Annotated in this window: 18 protein-coding genes; 8 read left to right on the top strand and 10 right to left on the bottom strand. The window is 73.3% G+C overall.

Annotated elements, in window-relative coordinates; genetic code table 11:
- Positions 1-2: 2 nt before the first annotated feature.
- The 8 genes from gatC to AB0G10_RS02825 form a co-directional block, all read right to left on the bottom strand.
- Entirely contained in the window at positions 3-302 is a 300-nt protein-coding gene (gene gatC, locus AB0G10_RS02860; protein ID WP_360915494.1) for an Asp-tRNA(Asn)/Glu-tRNA(Gln) amidotransferase subunit GatC, read from the bottom strand.
- A 9-nt stretch (positions 303-311) separates the two neighbouring features.
- Positions 312-2,429 carry a bifunctional diguanylate cyclase/phosphodiesterase gene (locus tag AB0G10_RS02855; RefSeq protein ID WP_360915491.1) on the bottom strand — a complete coding sequence of 706 codons (2,118 nt, stop codon included), beginning with the start codon at positions 2,427-2,429 and terminating at the stop codon, positions 312-314.
- A 120-nt stretch (positions 2,430-2,549) separates the two neighbouring features.
- Complete coding sequence (gene ligA, locus AB0G10_RS02850; RefSeq protein WP_360917936.1) at positions 2,550-4,751, bottom strand: NAD-dependent DNA ligase LigA; 2,202 nt, start codon at positions 4,749-4,751, stop codon at positions 2,550-2,552.
- A gap of 91 nt (positions 4,752-4,842) precedes the next feature.
- Positions 4,843-5,832 (bottom strand): methionine synthase, encoded by a 990-nt coding sequence (locus tag AB0G10_RS02845; protein WP_360915488.1) that lies wholly within the window; start codon positions 5,830-5,832, stop codon positions 4,843-4,845.
- Positions 5,825-6,913 carry a tRNA 2-thiouridine(34) synthase MnmA gene (gene mnmA, locus AB0G10_RS02840; protein WP_360915485.1) on the bottom strand — a complete coding sequence of 363 codons (1,089 nt, stop codon included), beginning with the start codon at positions 6,911-6,913 and terminating at the stop codon, positions 5,825-5,827. Before mnmA ends, AB0G10_RS02845 begins: the two co-directional genes overlap by 8 nt.
- Positions 6,914-6,922: 9 nt before the next feature.
- Positions 6,923-8,098, bottom strand: a complete 1,176-nt coding sequence (locus AB0G10_RS02835; RefSeq protein ID WP_360915482.1) for a cysteine desulfurase family protein — start codon at positions 8,096-8,098, stop codon at positions 6,923-6,925.
- 73 nt (positions 8,099-8,171) lie between these two features.
- Positions 8,172-9,104 carry an electron transfer flavoprotein subunit alpha/FixB family protein gene (locus AB0G10_RS02830; RefSeq protein ID WP_360915479.1) on the bottom strand — a complete coding sequence of 311 codons (933 nt, stop codon included), beginning with the start codon at positions 9,102-9,104 and terminating at the stop codon, positions 8,172-8,174.
- Positions 9,105-9,118: 14 nt separating this feature from the next.
- Entirely contained in the window at positions 9,119-9,895 is a 777-nt protein-coding gene (locus AB0G10_RS02825; protein WP_360915476.1) for an electron transfer flavoprotein subunit beta/FixA family protein, read from the bottom strand.
- Positions 9,896-10,267: 372 nt separating this feature from the next.
- On the opposite strand from AB0G10_RS02825, the gene AB0G10_RS02820 reads away from it, so the two are divergent.
- From AB0G10_RS02820 to AB0G10_RS02810, 3 genes are read left to right on the top strand one after another with little or no spacing between them, the layout of a single operon-like run.
- Positions 10,268-10,651: a DUF202 domain-containing protein gene (locus AB0G10_RS02820; protein ID WP_360915473.1), complete on the top strand. Its 384-nt coding sequence runs from the start codon at positions 10,268-10,270 to the stop codon at positions 10,649-10,651.
- A 49-nt stretch (positions 10,652-10,700) separates the two neighbouring features.
- Positions 10,701-11,000 (top strand): DUF202 domain-containing protein, encoded by a 300-nt coding sequence (locus tag AB0G10_RS02815; RefSeq protein ID WP_360915470.1) that lies wholly within the window; start codon positions 10,701-10,703, stop codon positions 10,998-11,000.
- 38 nt (positions 11,001-11,038) lie between these two features.
- On the top strand, positions 11,039-11,434 hold the full coding sequence (locus tag AB0G10_RS02810) for a PLD nuclease N-terminal domain-containing protein (protein WP_360915467.1): 396 nt from the start codon (positions 11,039-11,041) through the stop codon (positions 11,432-11,434).
- A gap of 3 nt (positions 11,435-11,437) precedes the next feature.
- Here AB0G10_RS02810 and AB0G10_RS02805 read toward each other — a convergent pair whose 3' ends face one another.
- Positions 11,438-13,621 (bottom strand): Hsp70 family protein, encoded by a 2,184-nt coding sequence (locus AB0G10_RS02805; RefSeq protein ID WP_360915464.1) that lies wholly within the window; start codon positions 13,619-13,621, stop codon positions 11,438-11,440.
- Between the two features lie 42 nt (positions 13,622-13,663).
- A complete protein-coding gene (locus AB0G10_RS02800) occupies positions 13,664-14,437 on the bottom strand; it encodes an enoyl-CoA hydratase-related protein (protein ID WP_360915461.1) in 774 nt (257 codons plus the stop codon).
- Positions 14,438-14,516: 79 nt separating this feature from the next.
- Between AB0G10_RS02800 and AB0G10_RS02795 the strand changes: the two genes are divergently transcribed.
- The 5 genes from AB0G10_RS02795 (at position 14,517) to AB0G10_RS02775 (ending at position 17,848) form a co-directional block, all read left to right on the top strand.
- On the top strand, positions 14,517-14,978 hold the full coding sequence (locus AB0G10_RS02795; protein WP_360915458.1) for a DUF6232 family protein: 462 nt from the start codon (positions 14,517-14,519) through the stop codon (positions 14,976-14,978).
- A complete protein-coding gene (locus AB0G10_RS02790; protein WP_360915455.1) occupies positions 14,975-15,328 on the top strand; it encodes a hypothetical protein in 354 nt (117 codons plus the stop codon). The genes AB0G10_RS02795 and AB0G10_RS02790 overlap by 4 nt, the downstream gene beginning before the upstream one ends.
- A gap of 83 nt (positions 15,329-15,411) precedes the next feature.
- Complete coding sequence (locus tag AB0G10_RS02785; RefSeq protein ID WP_360915452.1) at positions 15,412-16,329, top strand: methyl-accepting chemotaxis protein; 918 nt, start codon at positions 15,412-15,414, stop codon at positions 16,327-16,329.
- Between the two features lie 51 nt (positions 16,330-16,380).
- Positions 16,381-16,923 carry a PAS domain-containing protein gene (locus tag AB0G10_RS02780; protein WP_360915449.1) on the top strand — a complete coding sequence of 181 codons (543 nt, stop codon included), beginning with the start codon at positions 16,381-16,383 and terminating at the stop codon, positions 16,921-16,923.
- A 40-nt stretch (positions 16,924-16,963) separates the two neighbouring features.
- Complete coding sequence (locus tag AB0G10_RS02775; protein WP_360915446.1) at positions 16,964-17,848, top strand: methyl-accepting chemotaxis protein; 885 nt, start codon at positions 16,964-16,966, stop codon at positions 17,846-17,848.
- Positions 17,849-17,859 lie beyond the last annotated feature (11 nt).

The raw sequence follows: 17,859 nt of genomic DNA, 5'->3' as shown, positions 1-17,859 counted from the left end.
GATCAGTCCTCCTCGTCCAGGATGCGCGGCACCCGGAACCGGTCCTCGAAGGCGTCCGGCGCGCCGGAGAGCGCCTCCGCCTGCGTGAGACTCGGAGTGGGGACGTCCTCGCGGTACACGTTGGTCACCGGCACCGAGTGCGAGGTCGGCGGGATGTCATCCGCGGCCACCTCACCGACCCGGGCGACCGACTGCAGGATCACGTCGAGCTGCCCCGCGAATCGATCGAGCTCCTCTTCGGTCACGGCGAGCCGCGACAGGCGCGCCAGGTGCGCTACCTCTTCGCGGGAGATGGCGGCCATCCTGCCCCCTTATTGGTTCGACGGTTTGCCTGATTCTATTTTCCGAGGCTGGACCGGCCGGTACCGGGCCAGCCACTCGGCCAGGCCGGCCGCCGGCATCGGGCGCGCGTGGAACCAGCCCTGCGCCGTGTGGCATCCGGCCGCCGCCAGGAGACGCCAGGTCGCCTCGTCCTCGACGCCCTCGGCCACCGCGCGCAATCCGAGCGCCTCGGCCAGGCCGACCACCGAGCGGACGATCGCGGCGTCGCCCCGGTCGGTCGCCATGCCCAGCACGAACGATCTGTCGATCTTCACCTCGGCCAGGGGCAGCCGGCGCAGGTGCTGGAGCGAGGAGTAGCCGGTGCCGAAGTCGTCGAGCGAGATCGCCACGCCCATCCGGCTGAGCCGGGTCGTGGTCTCCAGCACCCGGTGCGGGTCGGCCATCAGCGCGCTCTCGGTGATCTCCAGCTGGAGCAGCTCGGCCGGGACCGAGTAGCGGCTCAGCAGCGCGCCGACCCGATCCGCGATGTCGCCGGCGTGCAGGTCGCGGGCGCTCACGTTGACGGCGGCCCGCAACGGCCGGCCCTGGCTGCGCCACTGCGCCAGCTGGGCGATCACCTCCTCCAGCACCCGGGCCGTGAGCATCCGCATGACCGGGGTCGGCTCGGCCACCCGCAGCAGTTCCTCGGGGCCGACCGTGCCGCGCTTCGGGTGGCACCAGCGCAGCAGCGCCTCCACCCCGGTCACCTCGCCGGTCGCGATCGCGATCTGCGGCTGGTAGAAGAGCGTTATCCCCTCGTCGTTCTCCCGCAGCGCGGTACGCAGCTCGGCCAGCAGCGCGAGCCGGTCCGGGGAGTGGTGGGCGGCGTCCGGCCCGTGCACCGCGATCTGGTCGCCGCGCTGCTTCGCCTCGTACATGGCGGCCTCGGCCTCGCGCAGCAGGGTGCCGGCGTCGCGGCGGCCGGACTGGAGCGCTATCCCGATCGACGCGCTCAGCTCCACCGGCGTGCCGTCCAGCGGGAACGGGCGGCTCAACGCCTCGGCCAGGTGTTGCGCGATCCGCCGGGCCGCGGCCGGTCCCTCCACCCGCGTGGCGAGCACGGCGAACTCGTCGCCGCCGAGCCGGACGACCAGGTCGTGGGCGGGCACCACGCCGGCGAGACGGTCGGCCACCCGGGTCAGCAGCCGGTCGCCGCTGCCGTGGCCGAGGGCGTCGTTGACGGTGCGGAACCGGTCCAGGTCGAGCAGCAGCAGCGCCCGGCGCCGGTCCGGGGAGCGCTCGGCGATCGCGGCCTGCAGCGCCCGCCGGTTCGGCAGCCCGGTCAGCGCGTCGAACCGGGCGGCCCGCTCGGACTCGCCCGCCCAGCGGACCATCCGGTGCACGGCGTGCAGCGCGAGCAGGGAGAGCGGCAGCAGCGCCGGGCTCACCACGGCGGCCACCAGCAGGATCGGCCCGAGCAGCAGCAGCGCCGCGGTGGCCAGCAGGTCGGCCCTCCCCCGCCGGCGGTGGGTGCGCGGGCGGACGTCGGCGGTCCACCGGCGCACGAGGGCGGCCACCCCGTGGCGCGCCCCGATCCAGGCGGCCGCGGCCACACAGATGAGCAGGGACTCGCGCAGGCTCGGCCCGAACTCGCCGGGGCCGATGCGGAGCGACGTGACACCGGCGACGACGGCGGCCGCGCCGAGCGCGACCGCGTGCTGAAGAGCCAGGTGCAGGGTACGCCGGACCGAATGCCGCATCCGGACACCCGCGACCGTGACCGCCCCGAACTGGACGACCAGGGCCGGCGCGCTGCCCCACGCCAGCAGGATCGCGAAGGTGAAGCAGATCGACGGCAGGATGATCGAGCCGACCCGGCGCCCGGGAACGAGGTAGGGCCGCGCGTCGGCGATCAGCGCCAGCACGGCCATCACCCAGAAGGCGGCCGGCAGCCCGGCGAACGCGCCCGGGTCCGCCGCCCAGAGCCCGAGCCCGCCCGCGACCGAGCCGGCGGCCGTCACGATGATCGTCCGCCGGCGGCGCGGGCCGGTCAGCGCGTGCGGGCTGTCCGGCTCCGGCCGCGGCGGATTGAAGCGGGTGATGTCCAGACGAGTGACGTCCGGGCGTGCCTCACCAGGGCCGGCCGCATGCAGGCGAGCGGCATCCATGCGACCTCCATGATGGCCTCGATCACCGATCGCCTACACCATAGATCCACATGGTGCCTTCTAGGACAAACTACCTTCCCGTTACTAAACCGACATATGCTTGCACACGGGCAAATGCCGCTAATTCCCTCCATCGGGTGACGCCTCGGCGACCTGCCGGGCGGCCTCCGGTCCCTCGCTCAGCAGCACCGCGAACCCGGCGTCGTCGAGCACCGGCACCTTGAGCGCCACCGCCTTGTCGTACTTGCTGCCGGGGTTGTCGCCGACCACCACGAACCCGGTCTTCTTCGACACCGAGCCGCTCACCTTGCCGCCCCGCGAGGTGATCGCCTCGGCCGCCTGGTCGCGGGTGAACCCGGCGAGGGTGCCGGTGACCACGAAGGTGAGCCCTTCGAGCGGCCGCGGCCCGGACTCGACCCGCTCGTCGGCCATCCGCACCCCGGCCGCCCGCCACTTGCGGATAATCTCCCGGTGCCACGGCACGGTGAACCACTCCCGCAGGCTGTCCGCGATGATCGGCCCGACCCCCTCGACCGCGGCGAGCGGATCGACGGCCTTGGCCTTCCGCGTCGCCGCAGCGGCCTCTTCGGTGGCGGACTCCTCGGTCGGCGCGGCCTCCGTAGCCCCTGCGGCTTCCGCGGCCTCGGCCGCCTCGGCGCTCGCGGCCACCGCCTCCGGGTCGGCCGCGGTGGCGGCCAGCATCTCCTCGAGCGCCGTCATCGAGCCGAACTCGACGGCGAGCGCCTGCGCCGCCGTCGGTCCGACGTGGCGGATCGAGAGGGCGACGAGCACGCGCGCGAGCGGCCGGGATCTCGCCTCGGCGAGGCTCTGCAGCATCTTGGCGGCGTTGGCGCCGAGCTCACCGTTCTGTTTCACGAAGAACGGGACCCGCCGCAGATGCTCCTCGGTGAGGTCGAACAGGTCGCCCTCGTTGTGCAGCACCCCCGAGTCGAGCAGCGCCCGCGCCGCCTTGGCGCCGAGCACCTCGATGTCGAGCACGTCCCGGCTGCCCACGTGGGTCAGCCGCTCCCAGAGCTGCCCGGGGCAGGACTCCGAGTTGGGGCAGCGGATGTCGACGTCGCTCTCCTTGGCCGGGGCGAGTGGCGTGCCGCAGTCGGGGCAGACGGTCGGCATGACGAACGCCCGCGCGTCGTCCGGCCGCAGATCGATGACCGGGCCGAGGATCTCCGGGATCACGTCGCCGGCCTTGCGCAGCACCACGGTGTCGCCGATCAGCACGCCCTTGCGGACGACCTCCTGCTCGTTGTGCAGCGTGGCCTGGGCGACCACCGAGCCGGCCACCTTCACCGGCTCGAGCACGGCGTAGGGCGTGACCCGTCCGGTGCGCCCCACGTTCACCGCGATGTCGAGCAGCTTGGTGGTGACCTCCTCGGGCGGGTACTTGAAGGCGATCGCCCACCGCGGCGCCCGGCTGGTCGAGCCGAGCCGGCCCTGGATGGCGACCTCGTCGACCTTCACCACCACACCGTCGATCTCGTGCTCGACGTCGTGCCGGTGCTTGCCGTAGAACTCGATGAACTCGCGGACCCCGGCCATGTCGTCGACGAGCTTCCACCGGGTGCTGGTCGGCAGGCCCCACGCCTGCAGAGCTTCGTAGGCCCGGGACTGCGACACCGGGGCGAAGCCCTCGCGCGCGCCGATGCCGTGCACCACCATCCGCAGGCCGCGCGAGGCGGTGATGCGCGGGTCCTTCTGGCGGAGGCTGCCGGCGGCAGCGTTGCGGGGATTCATGTACGGATCCTTGCCGCGCTCGATCAACCCCGCGTTGAGGTCGGCGAAGGCCTCGGCCGGGAAGTAGATCTCGCCGCGCACCTCGATGAGGTCGGGCACGTCGTCGCCGGTGAGCCGCTCCGGGATGCCCTGGATGGCCCGCACGTTGGGCGTGACGTCGTCGCCGGTGCGCCCGTCGCCGCGGGTGGCGCCGCGGACCAGCCGGCCCTTCTCGTAGGTCAGGTTGATCGCCAGGCCGTCGACCTTGAGCTCGCAGAGGAACCGCACCGGGCCGCCGGCGTCGCGCACCGTCCGGTCCGCCCAGGCGGTGAGCTCGTCGGTGTTGAACACGTTGTCGAGCGACATCATCCGCTCGATGTGGTCGACCGAGGCGAAGTCGCTGGAGAACGTGCCGCCGACGGTCTGCGTCGGGGACTCGGGCGTCCGCAGCGCCGGGAACTCCTCCTCGAGCGCCTGCAGCTCGCGGAGCAGCACGTCGAACTCGGCGTCCGAGATCGTCGGCGAATCCAGCACGTAGTAACGGTATTGGTGACCACGAATCTCGTCGGCCAGCTCGGCATGCCGGGCCATGGCCTGTGCCGTGGGATCCTCGACCACCACAATCCCCCTTGTCAGTGAAACCTACCCAGCACGGTAACCGCACCCACTGACAAAACCGTGCTCAGACCTCGGAGATGCGCCGGCCCGCCTCGGTCACCGCTTCGAGGACCGCCCGCGCGTATTTCGGGGTGGCCCCGGCGAGACCGCACGCCGGCGAGATCACCACCTGCTCCGGCAGCCGCGCGGCAGGGAAGCCCAGCTTGCGCCAGAGCCCGGTCACCCGCTCGGCGATCGTGCGGGACGAGGGCCGCGAGGTGCCGGTGGAGGCCACCGCGCCCGCGAAGATCCCGAGCCCGGCCTCGATCGCCTCGCCGAGCGGGTCGAGGTCCTCGAGCAGCGAGAGGTCGAGCGCCACGCCCCGGAAGAGCGCGTCCCGCACGACCTGGAGGGGCAGGCCGGGAGCGCAGCAGTGCAGGACGGCCGGGGCGTCCGCCTGCTCGACGACGGTCCGCAGCCGGGTCGACGCGTCCGGGCCGTCCACCTTCCGGTACGCGGAGAGCCCGCTCTCGGTCGGCACCCGGCCGGCCAGCACGGCCGGCAGCGACGGCTCGTCCAGCTGGAGCAGCACGGTCGCGCCGGGGACCCGTTTGCGCACGTCGGCGACGTGCCGGCGGAGGCCCTCGGCGAGCGAGTCGGTGAGGTCGCGCACGGCGCCCGGGTCGCGCAGCATCCGGCCGCCGATCGGCAGGTCGAGGCTCGCCGCGAGGGTCCACGGGCCGGCCGCCTGGATCTTCAGCGTGCCGGTGAACCCGTCGGCCTGCTCGGTGAGCTGGTCGAGGTCGCGTTCGAGCAGGTCGGCGGTGTGCCGCATGTCCCTGCCCGGGCGGGAGGCGATCTGCCAGCGGCCGGCGTAGAGCTGCACCGGCATCTCGACCAGGAACCCGGCGGTCCGGCCGATCATGTCGGCGCCCGGGCCGCGGCCCGGCAGCTCGGCCAGGTGGGGCAGGCCGGGCAGCTCGCCCATGACGATCCGCTGCGCCTCGGCGATGTCGGTGCCGGGCAGCGAGCCGATGCCGGTGGCGGAGCCGGCCGGCCAGGGGAAGTCAGGCATCGACGGCGGCCCGGCTTCCCTCGGTGATGGTCGCCGAGCCGAGCACGACGTCGCCGCCGGGGTCGGGCCGGTAGGCGACGATGGCCTGGCCGGCGGCGACACCGCGAGCCGGCGACGTCAAGCGGGCGGTGAGCACGCCGTCGTTCACCGACACGCTGGCCCCGACCACCTCGCCGTGAGCCCGGAGCTGGACTTCACAGTCCGAGACATCCGCATCGGAGTGCCAGATCGGGCGCTCCGCGCTCACCACGTCGACGGCGAGGTCCTCGCGCGGGCCGACGGTCACCGTGTTGGAGACCGGAGTGATCGACAGGACGTAGCGCGGACGCCCGTCGGCCGCCGGGACCCGCAGGTCGAGCCCCTTCCGCTGGCCGATCGTGAACCCGTAGGCCCCGTTGTGCGTGCCGAGCTTCTCGCCGGTCCGCCCGTCGACGATGTCGCCGGGGGCGCTGCCGAGCCGGCTCTCCAGGAAGCCCCGGGTGTCGCCGTCGGCGATGAAGCAGATGTCGTGCGAGTCGGGCTTGTCGGCCACCGCCAGGTCGCGGGCGGCCGCCTCGGCGCGCACCTGCTCCTTGGTCGAGTCGCCGAGCGGGAAGATCGCGCGGTCGAGCTGCTGCCGGGTCAGCACCGCCAGGACGTAGGACTGGTCCTTCGCGATGTCGACGCTGCGCCGCAGCAGGCCGTCGGCGCCGAGCCGGGCGTGGTGCCCGGTGACGACCGCGTCGAAGCCGAGGGCGACCGCGCGGTCCAGCACCGCCGCGAACTTGATCTTCTCGTTGCAGCGCAGGCACGGGTTCGGCGTACGGCCGGCCGCGTATTCGCTGACGAAGTCGTCGACGACGCTGTCGTGGAACTCCTCCGCCATGTCCCAGACGTAGAAGGGGATGCCGATCACATCGGCGGCGCGGCGCGCGTCCCGGGAGTCCTCCAGGGTGCAGCAGCCGCGCGCTCCGGTCCGGAACGTCTGGGGATTACGGGCCAAGGCCAGGTGCACGCCGGTGACGTCGTGACCGGCGTCCTTGGCGCGCGCTGCGGCGACCGCGGAATCGACGCCGCCCGACATGGCCGCAAGAACTCGCATGACTCCAGCCTATCTGGGCGTCTTCCAGGCCCCGGCCCGGCGGGCGCGCTCCACGGCGCCGGGCAGCGCGGCGAGGAGGGCGTCGACGTCGGCGACCGAGCTGTCGTGGCCGAGGGTGAACCGCAGCGAGCCCCGGGCCCGGGCGTCGTCGGCGCCCATGGCGAGCAGCACGTGGCTCGGCTGGGCCACCCCGGCCGAGCAGGCCGAGCCGGTCGAGCAGTAGATCCCCTGCGCGTCGAGGAGCAGCAGCAGCGCGTCGCCCTCGCAGCCGGGGAAGGAGAAGTGGGCGTTGCCGGGGAGACGGTCGGCCGGAGCGCCGTTGTAGATCGCGTCCGGGATCGCCGCGCGGACCCGGGCCACCAGGTCGTCGCGGAGGGCGGCGACGCGGTGGGCGTACTCATCCCGGCTCTTCACGGCGGCCTCGACCGCCGCGGCGAAGGCGGCCACGCCGGGGGTGTCCAGGGTCCCGGAGCGCACGTCGCGCTCCTGGCCGCCGCCGTGCAGCAGCGGCGTGACCGGCACGTCCCGGCCGAGCAGCAGCGCGCCGACCCCGACCGGGCCGCCCAGCTTGTGGCCGGTGAGCGTGAGCGCGGAGGCGCCGCTCGCCGCGAAGTCGACCGGGATCTGACCGGCCGCCTGCACCGCGTCGGTGTGGAAGGGGATGCCGGCCTCGGCGGCCAGCGCCGCCAGGTCGGCGACCGGCTGGATCGTGCCGACCTCGTTGTTGGCCCACTGGACGCTGATCACGGCGACCCGGTCGCCCTCCTCGGCGATCAGCTCGGCCACCGCCTCGAGCAGCACCCGGCCCTCGCCGTCGACCGGCAGCGTCACCACCCGGGCGCCCTCCCGGGCGCCGAGCCAGTCGACCGCGTCCAGCACGGCGTGGTGCTCGACCGCGGAGACCGCCACGACGTCGCGCGCCGGGTCGGCGGCACGGCGGGCCCAGAACGTGCCCTTCACCGCCAGGTTGTCGCTCTCGGTGCCGCCACCCGTGAAGATCACTTCGGAGGGGCGGGCGCCGAGCACCGCCGCGATCCGCTCGCGCGACTCCTCGACCAGGCGCCGGGCGCCGCGGCCGGCGGCATGAAGGGACGACGGATTGCCGACCTCCCGGGCCGCGGCGACGTAGGCGTCCAGCGCGGCGGGGAGCATCGGCGTGGTCGCCGCGTGATCCAGGTAGGCCATCGTTCCCAGCTTAGGCCGTGGTGACAGGGAAACGGCCCGGCGGAGAACCGCCGGGCCGTTTGACGCAGATCACTTACTTGCGCTTGCGAACCTCGTCGGCGGCCTGGGGTACGACCTTGAACAGGTCGCCCACCACGCCGAAGTCGGCGAGCTCGAAGATCGGCGCCTCGGCGTCCTTGTTCACCGCGACGATGGTCTTCGAGGTCTGCATGCCGGCCCGGTGCTGGATCGCGCCGGAGATGCCGAGCGCCACGTAGAGCTGCGGCGACACGGTCTTGCCGGTCTGGCCGACCTGGAACTGGTGCGGGTAGTAGCCCGAGTCGACCGCCGCGCGGGACGCGCCGACCGCGCCGCCGAGCAGGTCGGCGAGTTCCTCGACCAGCTTGAAGTTGTCGGCGTTGCCGACGCCGCGGCCACCGGAGACGACGATGCCGGCCTCGGTGAGCTCGGGGCGCGAGCCCTTCTGCTCGGCGACCCGCTCGACGACCTTGGTGAGCTTGTCCGAGCCGGCCACCGCCACGGCGACCTGCTCGATCGCGGGCGTCGCGGCCGAGGGCTCGGGGGTCACCGAGTTCGGGCGGATCGTGACGATCGGCAGGCCCTTGGTGACCTTCGACTTCACGATCGCGGAACCGGCGAAGACCGCCTGGGTCGCGGTGCCGTCGGCGTCCAGGCCGACCGCGTCGGTGAGCAGGCCGTTGTCCAGCTTGATCGCCAGACGCGCGGCGATCTCCTTGCCCTCCTGGGTCGAGGCGAGCAGCACGGCGGCCGGCTGCACCCGCTTCACCAGCTCGGCGACCACGGTGGCCTTGGGGGCGACCAGGTAGCCCTCGACGTCCTCACCGGACGCCGTGTAGATCTTCTCGGCGCCGTACTCGCCGAGCTTGGCGGTGTCGGCGTCGCCGAACACCACCGCCGAGACCGACCCGAGCCCACGGGCGATCGTGAGCAGTTCGAGGGTGACCTTCTTGACACCGGCCTCGACGACGACCAGAACCTCTGCCATCAGGAAACCCCTTCTCAGACGAACTTCTCGGTGGCGAGGAACGCGACCAGCTGCGTGCCGCCGTCGCCCTCGTCGATGACCTTGGTGCCGCCGGAGCGGGCCGGGCGCTTCGCGAACTCCAGCACCTGGCTGGTGGCGCCGGCGAAGCCGACCTCCTCGGCCGGCACGCCGAGGTCACCCAGGGTGAGGCTCTGCACCGGCTTCTTCTTCGCGGCCATGATGCCCTTGAAGGACGGGTACCGCGGCTCGTTGATGGTGTCCCACACGCTCACGATCGCCGGGGTGGCGGCCGTGACGACCTCGTAGCCCTCGTCGGTCTGCCGCTCGACGGTCAGCTGCGAGCCGTCCACGGTCAGCTTGCGGGCGCCGGTGAGGGCGGCCACACCGAGCAGCTCGGCCAGCATGTGCGGCACGACCTGGACCCGGCCGTCGGTGGACTCGGCGCCACTGAGGATCAGGTCGGGGTTCAGCGTGCGCAGCGCGGCAGCGAGGACCTTGGAGGTGGCGACCGCGCAGGAGCCGTGCAGGGCGTCGTCCTGGACGTGGACGGCCTTGTCCGGGCCCATGGAGAGCGCCTTGCGGATCGACTCGGTGGCGCCGGCCGGGCCGACCGTCAGCACGGTCACCTCGCCGCCGTGTGCTTCCTTGATCTTCAGCGCTTCCTCGATGGCGTACTCGTCCATCTCGTTGATGACGTTGCTCGCGGACGCGCGGTCCACCGAGAAGTCAGCGCTCAGGGTGCGCTCGGCACCGGAGTCGGGTACCTGCTTGACCAGTACGACGATATTCATCGCGCTCCTACGACCCTCCTGTATTGAACGCACCGTTGCGGTCGCGGCCACACCTTGCGGCGGGACATGTCCGCAAGGTTACCCGCCAGTAGCTTCGCTGTTGCCGGCCACCGAGAGTGACACACCTCACCCACGGGACGATCGGGATCGCTACAGTGGCGACGAGGAGGTGTCACGACATGTCCGGTCAAAACGTCTATCTCGTGGACGGGACGAGCCCGCCCACGCCCCATACTCCCCCACCGGGGAACTTAACGGAGCCTCAGTCCCACGGCCGCGGCGGCCCTGACTCTCCGTGGTGCCTCTGCGGCCGCCCGCGCGAGGCCTGCGTCAGTGACGAGGTCCGCACGGTCTGGGTCGATAATCGGCCTCGTGCTCGGTGACCTGACTCTTTGGTTCGACCCGGAACGGACGTCGAAGGTGGGCAGTACGCCGGACTACCGGTTCTCGCTCGCCAACGAACGGACCTTCCTCGCCTGGATCCGCACCGGCCTCGCCCTGATCGCCGGCGGCCTGGCCTGCGCCCAGTTCCTGCCGCCGCTCCCGATCGAGCACCTCCGCGAGATCATCTCGATCACCCTGCTGCTGCTCGGCGGCCTGGTGGCGCTGCGCGCGGTCGACCACTGGGCGCGCACCGAGCGCGCCATGCGCCTCGGCACCGACCTGCCCCGTTCCCGCTTCCCCGCGGTGCTCGCGCTGGTGGTGGCCCTCGGCGCGGTCGCCCTGGTGGTGGCCGTCCTGGTCCAGATCTTCTGAGCCCCGGATGCCGACGCCCGACCCCGGCGCCAGTCCCGAAGAGCCCCGGATGGCCGACCCCGGCGCCGCGCCCGAACGCACCCGCCTCGCCTGGCGCCGCACCGGCCTCTCCGCCGCGGCGGTCGCCCTGCTCGCCGTCCGGCCCGCCTTCACGCCCGGCGCCGGCCCCCCGGAGTGGCTGGCTGCGGCCGCCGCGATGATCTCCTGGGCCGCCCTGGTCGGGATCTCCCAGCACCGCGCCCGCGGCCTGCACGACCCGATTCCGTCCGCCGTTCCGCGCTCGATCCGGGCCTATGCCCTGATCACGGTGGCCCTCGCCGTCATCGCGGGATGGGTTGTCATGCTCTGATCGTCGCCGACGCCGCTCGGGCGGGGCATCATTGCGGCATGGTCCGGTTGTTCATCCTCTTGGCCGCGGTGGCGCTCGTCCTTCTCATATTGGCGCTCATCAGCGGTCTTTCGGCGGAGCGTGTCCGCAACCTGCCCCGCGCGGTCTGGGTTCTGGTGATCCTTCTCATCCCGATCGCCGGTCCGGCCGCCTACTTCGCCTGGGGCCGCCCGGTCGCCGCGGGCTCCCGGCGCGCGCCGTCCCGCCCGTCCTCGCCGGACGACGACCCGGACTTCCTGCGCTCGATGAACGTCGAGCAGTCCCGCCGCGAGCGCGAGATGCTCGCCCAGTGGGAGCGCGAGTTGAGCCCGGAGCCGGAGCGCCTGCCCGACGAGAAGGACGAGCGGAAGAACGAACAGCCGGATGGCGAACAAAAAGACGAAAAGAAACCCTGACCCTCAGGCCAGACCCACCAGCCTCGCGATGTCCTCGAAGACGTTCACCGCGTCGTCCTGCAGCGGAGCGCCGTTCGCGTACCCGTACGCGAGCACCAGCGCGACCAGCGGCACGACCACCATGGCCAGCAGGCTCAGCAGGATCTGAAATCCGCGCAGCGCCCGCCCGCGACGCTTCTTCCTCCCCGGTCCGCCCCGGGACTCGGCCGCCGCCGGAGCCGGTTGCGGACGCTGCGGCACCGACGGGGGCCGCTGCGGGGCACGGGGCGCGGACGCGACGGCGCGCGCCGGAGGAACCGGGCGCGCCGACCCCATCACCGGCGACACCGGATGCGCCTGCCCGCCGACCGGGGAGATCGGCCGGGCATGTGCCACCACCGGCTTCGTCTGCCGCGTCACGCGCGGCGCCGGTCCGGCTTGCCTCGGGGGTACGGGCGGAGCCTGCCAGCCTCCGTCGTTCCGCGGGGGTGGGGTCGCCGCCGTGGCATCGGGGTCGGGCCGCCAGGTCGACGGGTCGGCGTCCGGCCACGGATCGACCGGCGGGCGCAGGTGCGGCGGCAGCCCGGCGTGCGCGGGGTCGTCGGCCACGTCCTCGACCTGCTGCGGGGTGCGCTTCGGCAGCGGATCGGGCGGCGGCGGCGCCTCGCCGAGCCGCTCCGTCGCGAGCGGCCCGCCGGGGATCTCCTCCGAGGGCGGGGCGGACACCGGGATCGGCGCCGCCTCGTGCACCTCGGTCGGCCCGTTGCCGCCGCTCTCCGGCTCGGCCGGAGCGCCGGCGGGCGCCCCGGGACGGCCGGACAGCACCGTCTCCGCCTCGGCCGCGGCGTCCGCGGCGAGCTCCGCCGACGGGCGCGGCGGCACCGGCTCGGTCACCGCGGGCCGCTCCTCGGTGGGCCCGGCCATGGCGGGTCGCTCGAGAGCCGGCCCGGCCATCGCGGGTCGTTCGGGAGCCGGCCCGGCCATCGCGGGTCGTTCGGGAGCCGGCCCGGCCATCGCGGGTCGCTCGGGAAGAGGACCGGCCACCACGGTCTCCCCGCCGGTCTTGCGGGACGGCAGGTACTTCGACGGGAGCCGCATCTCCTCGGTCGGGCCGGGCGCGGCCGGCTCGCTGGTCAGCAGCGCCGCGCCGGCCAGGATGCTGCCCTCGGCCACCACCAGCTCGGGCTGCTCGATCACCACCGGCGGGTCGCCCAGCTCGCGGTGCAGCAGCGTCGCGACCAGCGGGATCCGGCTCGCGCCACCGACCAGGAAGACCCCGGCCAGGCGTCCTTCGGGCAGGTCGGCCCAGCGGAGCAGGTTCTTGGTGATCTGTACGGTCTGGTCCAGCACCGGCCGGGCCACCGTCTCCAGCTCCTCGCGGGTGAGGTGCGCCTCGACGTCGAGCAGCGGCACCACGAAGTCGGCCGCCTGGGCGCGGGAGAGCCGCTCCTTCGCGATCCGCACGTCGTCCCAGAGCTGCCGGCGGGCGCGCCGCTCCTCGACCGTGGACGGCTCCAGCAGCCGGCCCCACTCGCCGGTCTTCAGGTGCTCGACGACCGCGGCGTCCACGTCCAGGCCGCCGAGGTCGTCCCGGCCGTCCACGGCCAGCACCTCGAACCCGGAGGAGGTCCGCGCCACCACGCTCGCGTCGAACGTGCCGGCGCCGAAGTCGTGCACCACGACGACCGAGCCGATCGGCACGTCACGGCCGAGCACCTCGGCGAAGTAGGTGGCCGCGGCGACCGGCTCGGCGACCAGGCGGGCGCCTTCCAGCCCGGCCTGCGCGGCGGCCTCGGCGAGCAGGGTCCGGCGGGCCGAGCCCCAGCTGGCCGGGCAGGTGAGTGTGGTCTCCGGCCGGTAGGGGCCGACCGCCCGGTGCCACTCCTCGACGACCCGGGCCAGCACCGCCGCGATCAGCTCGACGACCTCGAACTCCCGCTCGCCGAGCAGCACGGTGCCGTCGTCGACGCGGCGTTTCGGGTTCGGCTCGAAGCGGGCCGGGTCGAGCCGGGCGCTGTGCACCGCGTCCCGGCCGACCAGCAGGTTGCCCGCGGCGTCGGCGTAGACGGCGGACGGCAGCAACGGTGAGCCGTCGACCAGGATCGGGCGGGCACGGCCGTCCGGCCATCGCGCCACGGCGACGGTGTTCGAGGTGCCGAAGTCGATGCCGAGGGCGTACCGCTTCGGACCACCCTGGTCGATGGACATGACCGCAGTGTAGGCAATGACGGACCCGTATCGGCCCCCCTACTACCTCCCGGTGAACTTCGGCTTGCGCTTCTCGACGAAAGCGGTGGTCCCCTCCACCCGGTCGTCGGTCGCGAACAGCCCTGCGAACAGGTGCGACTCCAGCGCCAGGCCGGCGGCGAGGTCGACACTCAGCCCGCCGTCGATCGCCTGCTTGGCGGCGCGCAGCGCGAGCGCCGGGCCGGTCGTGTACGAACGGACGAGCTCGGTGGCGGCCGAGTACACCTCGGCGGCCGGGACCACCCGGTCGGCCAGGCCGATCCGCAGCGCCTCCTCGGCGTCCACCATCCGGCCCGAGAAGATCAGATCCTTGGCTCTCGCCGGGCCGATCAGCCGGGCCAGCCGCTGGGTGCCGCCGGCGCCCGGGATGATGCCGAGCCTGATCTCCGGCTGGCCGAGCTTGGCGTCGTCGGCCACCACCCGCCAGTCGCAGGCGAGAGCGAGCTCACAGCCGCCGCCCAGCGCCCAGCCGGTGATCGCGGCGACGACCGGCTTCGGGATGCGGGCCACCGCGTCGAACGCGCCGGAGAGGGCCGCGGCCCGGGCCACCATGTCCTGGTAGGTGACCGTGGTGAACTCGGTGATGTCGGCGCCCGCCGCGAACACCTTCTCGCCGCCGAAGACGATCACGGCGCGGACCTGCTCGTCGGCGGTGGCGGCCTGGGCGGCCTCCCGCAGCTCCTCCTGGACCCGGGTGTTCAGCGCGTTCATCGGTGGCCGCTCGAGCCGGATCGTGCCGATGCCGTCCGCCACCTCGAGCCGTACGAACTCGCCCACCCGTGCCTCCTCGCCCTGGGTCGTTTGGCCGCCAGCCTACGACGGGTAGGGGCTACATTGGGGTCCTCTGGGAGGGGAAATGACGACGTACTACCGAGACCCGGAAGTGCTCATCACATCGTCCGGGGTCCACATGAACGACCAGGACTTCCGGCTGCCCGAGCTGATCCGGGTGTGGTACACGAGGGGTGCCCGGGACTGGGGCGTCATCGCCTGGCGCGGCGCGCTCGGCCTCACCATCCTGCTGCCGCTCGTGATGGGCGCCCTCGCGATCGGGGTCGCCCTGGTCATCGAGGCGTCGCTCGCCACCACGCTGGCCCTGCTGGTCGGCGGCGTCCTGCTCGGCCTCGCCGTCGTCCCGGTCGCCGACCTCATGCTCGAGCGGGTCGACAGGTCGTACGACCGGGGCAGCCGCAACCTGGAGATCTGGGGCCGGGTGCCGGGCGGCGACGTGCTGCTGCTGCGCACCGACAACGCCCAGCGCTTCGGCCGGGTCTACCGCGCTCTCCAGCGTGCCCTGGAGCCGGCGGTCCGCCGGTGAGGCGGGACGCCGCCGGTCTGGCCGGGTTCCTCACCGTCATGGGGGCGCTGCACTTCGCCGCCCCGAGACCGTTCGACGGCCTGATCCCCCGGTCACTCCCGGGCACGCCACGGGTTTGGACGTACGCGAGCGGGGTGGCCGAGCTGGCAGTGGCCGCCGCCGTCGCACATCCCCGGACCCGCCGGGCCGGCGGCATCGCCGCCGCGGCCCTCTTCGCCGCCGTCTTCCCCGCCAACGTCAAGATGGCGGCCGACTGGCGGCACGCGTCCCCGGCGCGGCGGGCGATCGCCTACGGCAGGCTGCCGCTGCAGGTCCCGCTGATCGCCTGGGCCTGGCGCGTCTCCCGCTGATCGCCTGGGCCTGGCGCGTCTCCCGCTGACCGCTTCCGCGATTCCCGGTCCGGAACGCCCCCGCTTGTGGACGATGTAGGCATATGAGCAAGCGAGACATCACCCCCGTCGCGTCCCTGGACGACGCCGTGCGCGTCGTCACCGAGGTCTGCGAGCGCGCCCGCAACGGCGACCTGGAGGCCCGGGTGCCCCCGGCCGGCGAGGTGACACTCGCCGCTCCCCTGCGGGCCGCCGTGAACGGCCTGCTCGACCAGGTGGACGCGTTCGTCCGGGAGGCCGGCGCCGCCTCGGCCGCGGCCGCCGAGGGCCGTTTCCACCGGCGCTTCCTCGACCAGGGCCTGGCCGGGGCCTACCGCACGGCCGCCCAGCAGATCACCCACTCGAACCAGGTGATGAGCCGGACCGCCGCCGAGTTCGAGAAGGCCGCCCAGGGCCGGCTGCGCCTCGCCGACCAGCTCGAGTCGGCCGTGCTCACCGTCTCCGAGCAGGTCGCCACGGCCGCCACCGAGATGGGCGCCTCGGCGAACGGGCTGGCCGACTTCGCCCGGGAGGCGGTCACCGACGCCGAGCGGGGCCTCGGCACGGTCTCCTCGCTGCGCAGCTCCTCGGACGAGATCCGGCACGCCGTCGACCTGATCAACAAGGTGTCGGCGCAGACCCGGCTCCTCGCCCTCAACGCCACCATCGAGGCGGCCCGGGCCGGCACGGCGGGCCTCGGCTTCGGCGTGGTCGCCAACGAGGTGAAGTCGCTCGCGAACGAGACGAGCGAGTCCAGCGAGGAGATCATGCGGCAGGTCGCCACGGTGCAGCAGGCGGCGGCCGACGCGATCGGCGTGCTGGAGGCGGTCACCGGCCGGATCCGGGAGATGAGCGGCCTGGTCGACGGCATCGCCCGGGCCGTCGACGGTGGGCAGGACGTCACCGACGGCGGCCTCTCCCAGCTCGCCGAGGTGCTCCAGGGCGAGGTGTCGCGCTTCGTCACGATGATCCGGGAGGCATGAAACCCGGAATCCGGGGCAGGGAGCGCTCCGACCAGGGAACATCGAGTCATCATGAGACTCACTCAGATCCGGCCGACCGGGACGGAGCGGACGTTCGGTGACGGCGAGCTGATCGTCACGAAGACCGATCCGCGCGGCGTCCTCACCTACGCGAACGACGTCTTCCTGCGCATCTCCGCGCTCAGCGAGGAGGAGGCGATCGGGCAGCCGCACAGCGTGATCCGCCATCCCGACATGCCCCGCGCCGTCTTCAAGCTTCTGTGGGACACCCTCAAGGAGGAGCGGGAGATCTTCGCGTACGTCGTGAACCTCGCCGCCGACGGCGCGCACTACTGGGTGTTCGCGCACGTCACACCCTCTTACGACGCCGCCGGCCGGGTGATCGGCTACCACTCCAACCGCCGGGTGCCGTCCCGCTCGGCGGTGGCCGCCGTGACCGAGCTCTACGGCGTGCTGCGCGCTGCCGAACGCCGGCACGACCGCACCCCGGACGCCGTGGCGGCCGGCGAGGCGGCGCTGCAGCAGATGCTCGACGAGCGCGGCATGACCTACGACGAGCTGGTCTGGGATCTCGCCTCGGGCACCCGGTCGTGACCACCGACCCGCTGTGGGATCCCGCCTCGGGAGCCCGGCCATGACCACCGACTCGCTGCACGCCATCGCCGAGACCTGCCGCCGGGCCGCCGCCGGCGACCTGGAGGCCCGGGTGCCGCCGCTGGAGCCCTCGGCGGCCGCGGACGAGGCCCGGGCCGCCATCAACGACCTGCTGGACCGCACCGACGCGTTCGTCCGCGAGGCCGGCGCGGCGTCGGCGGCGGGCGCGGCCGGGCATTTCCACCGGCGGTTCCTCACGGCCGGCATGGGCGGGGCGTACCGGCGGGCGGCCGAGCAGATCAGCCACTCGACCGACATGATGAGCGCGAACGCCGACCAGATCGCGCAGGCCGCCGTGTCCCGGATCACCCTCGCCGACGAGTTGGAGAGGGTGGTGATGGCCCTCTCCGAGCGGATCGCCGCGGCGGCCGGTGAGATGGGCCGGTCGGCGAGCGGGCTGGCCGAGTTCGCGCGGACCGCGGTGGGCGACGCCGAGCAGGGCCTGGAGACCGTCACCGGCCTGCGGCGCTCGACCGGGCAGATCCGGCACGCCGTCGACCTGATCAACCGGGTGGCGATGCAGACTCAGCTGCTGTCGCTGAACGCGTCGATCGAGGCGGCCCGGGCCGGCCCGGCCGGGCGCGGGTTCAGCGTGGTCGCCAACGAGGTGAAGACGCTCGCGAACGAGACCGGCGAGTCCAGCGGCGAGATCATGGACCAGGTCGACGCGGTGCGGCAGGGCGCGGCCGACGCGGTCCGGGTGCTCACGGCGGTGACCGACCGGATCCGCGAGATGAGCGGCCTGATCGACGACATCGCGGCCGCGGTCGAGGGCGACGCGACAACCGAGGAGACCGGGCTGGCCGAGCTCGCCGAGGTCCTCCGCGGCGAGGTCCAGCGCTTCCTGACCAGCGCCCGCGCCTGAGGTTCGGCTGC

It is taken from the genome of Actinoplanes sp. NPDC023714 (assembly GCF_040639855.1).
Classification (GTDB): domain Bacteria; phylum Actinomycetota; class Actinomycetes; order Mycobacteriales; family Micromonosporaceae; genus Actinoplanes.
This window is presented reverse-complemented; position numbering and strand designations above follow the sequence as displayed.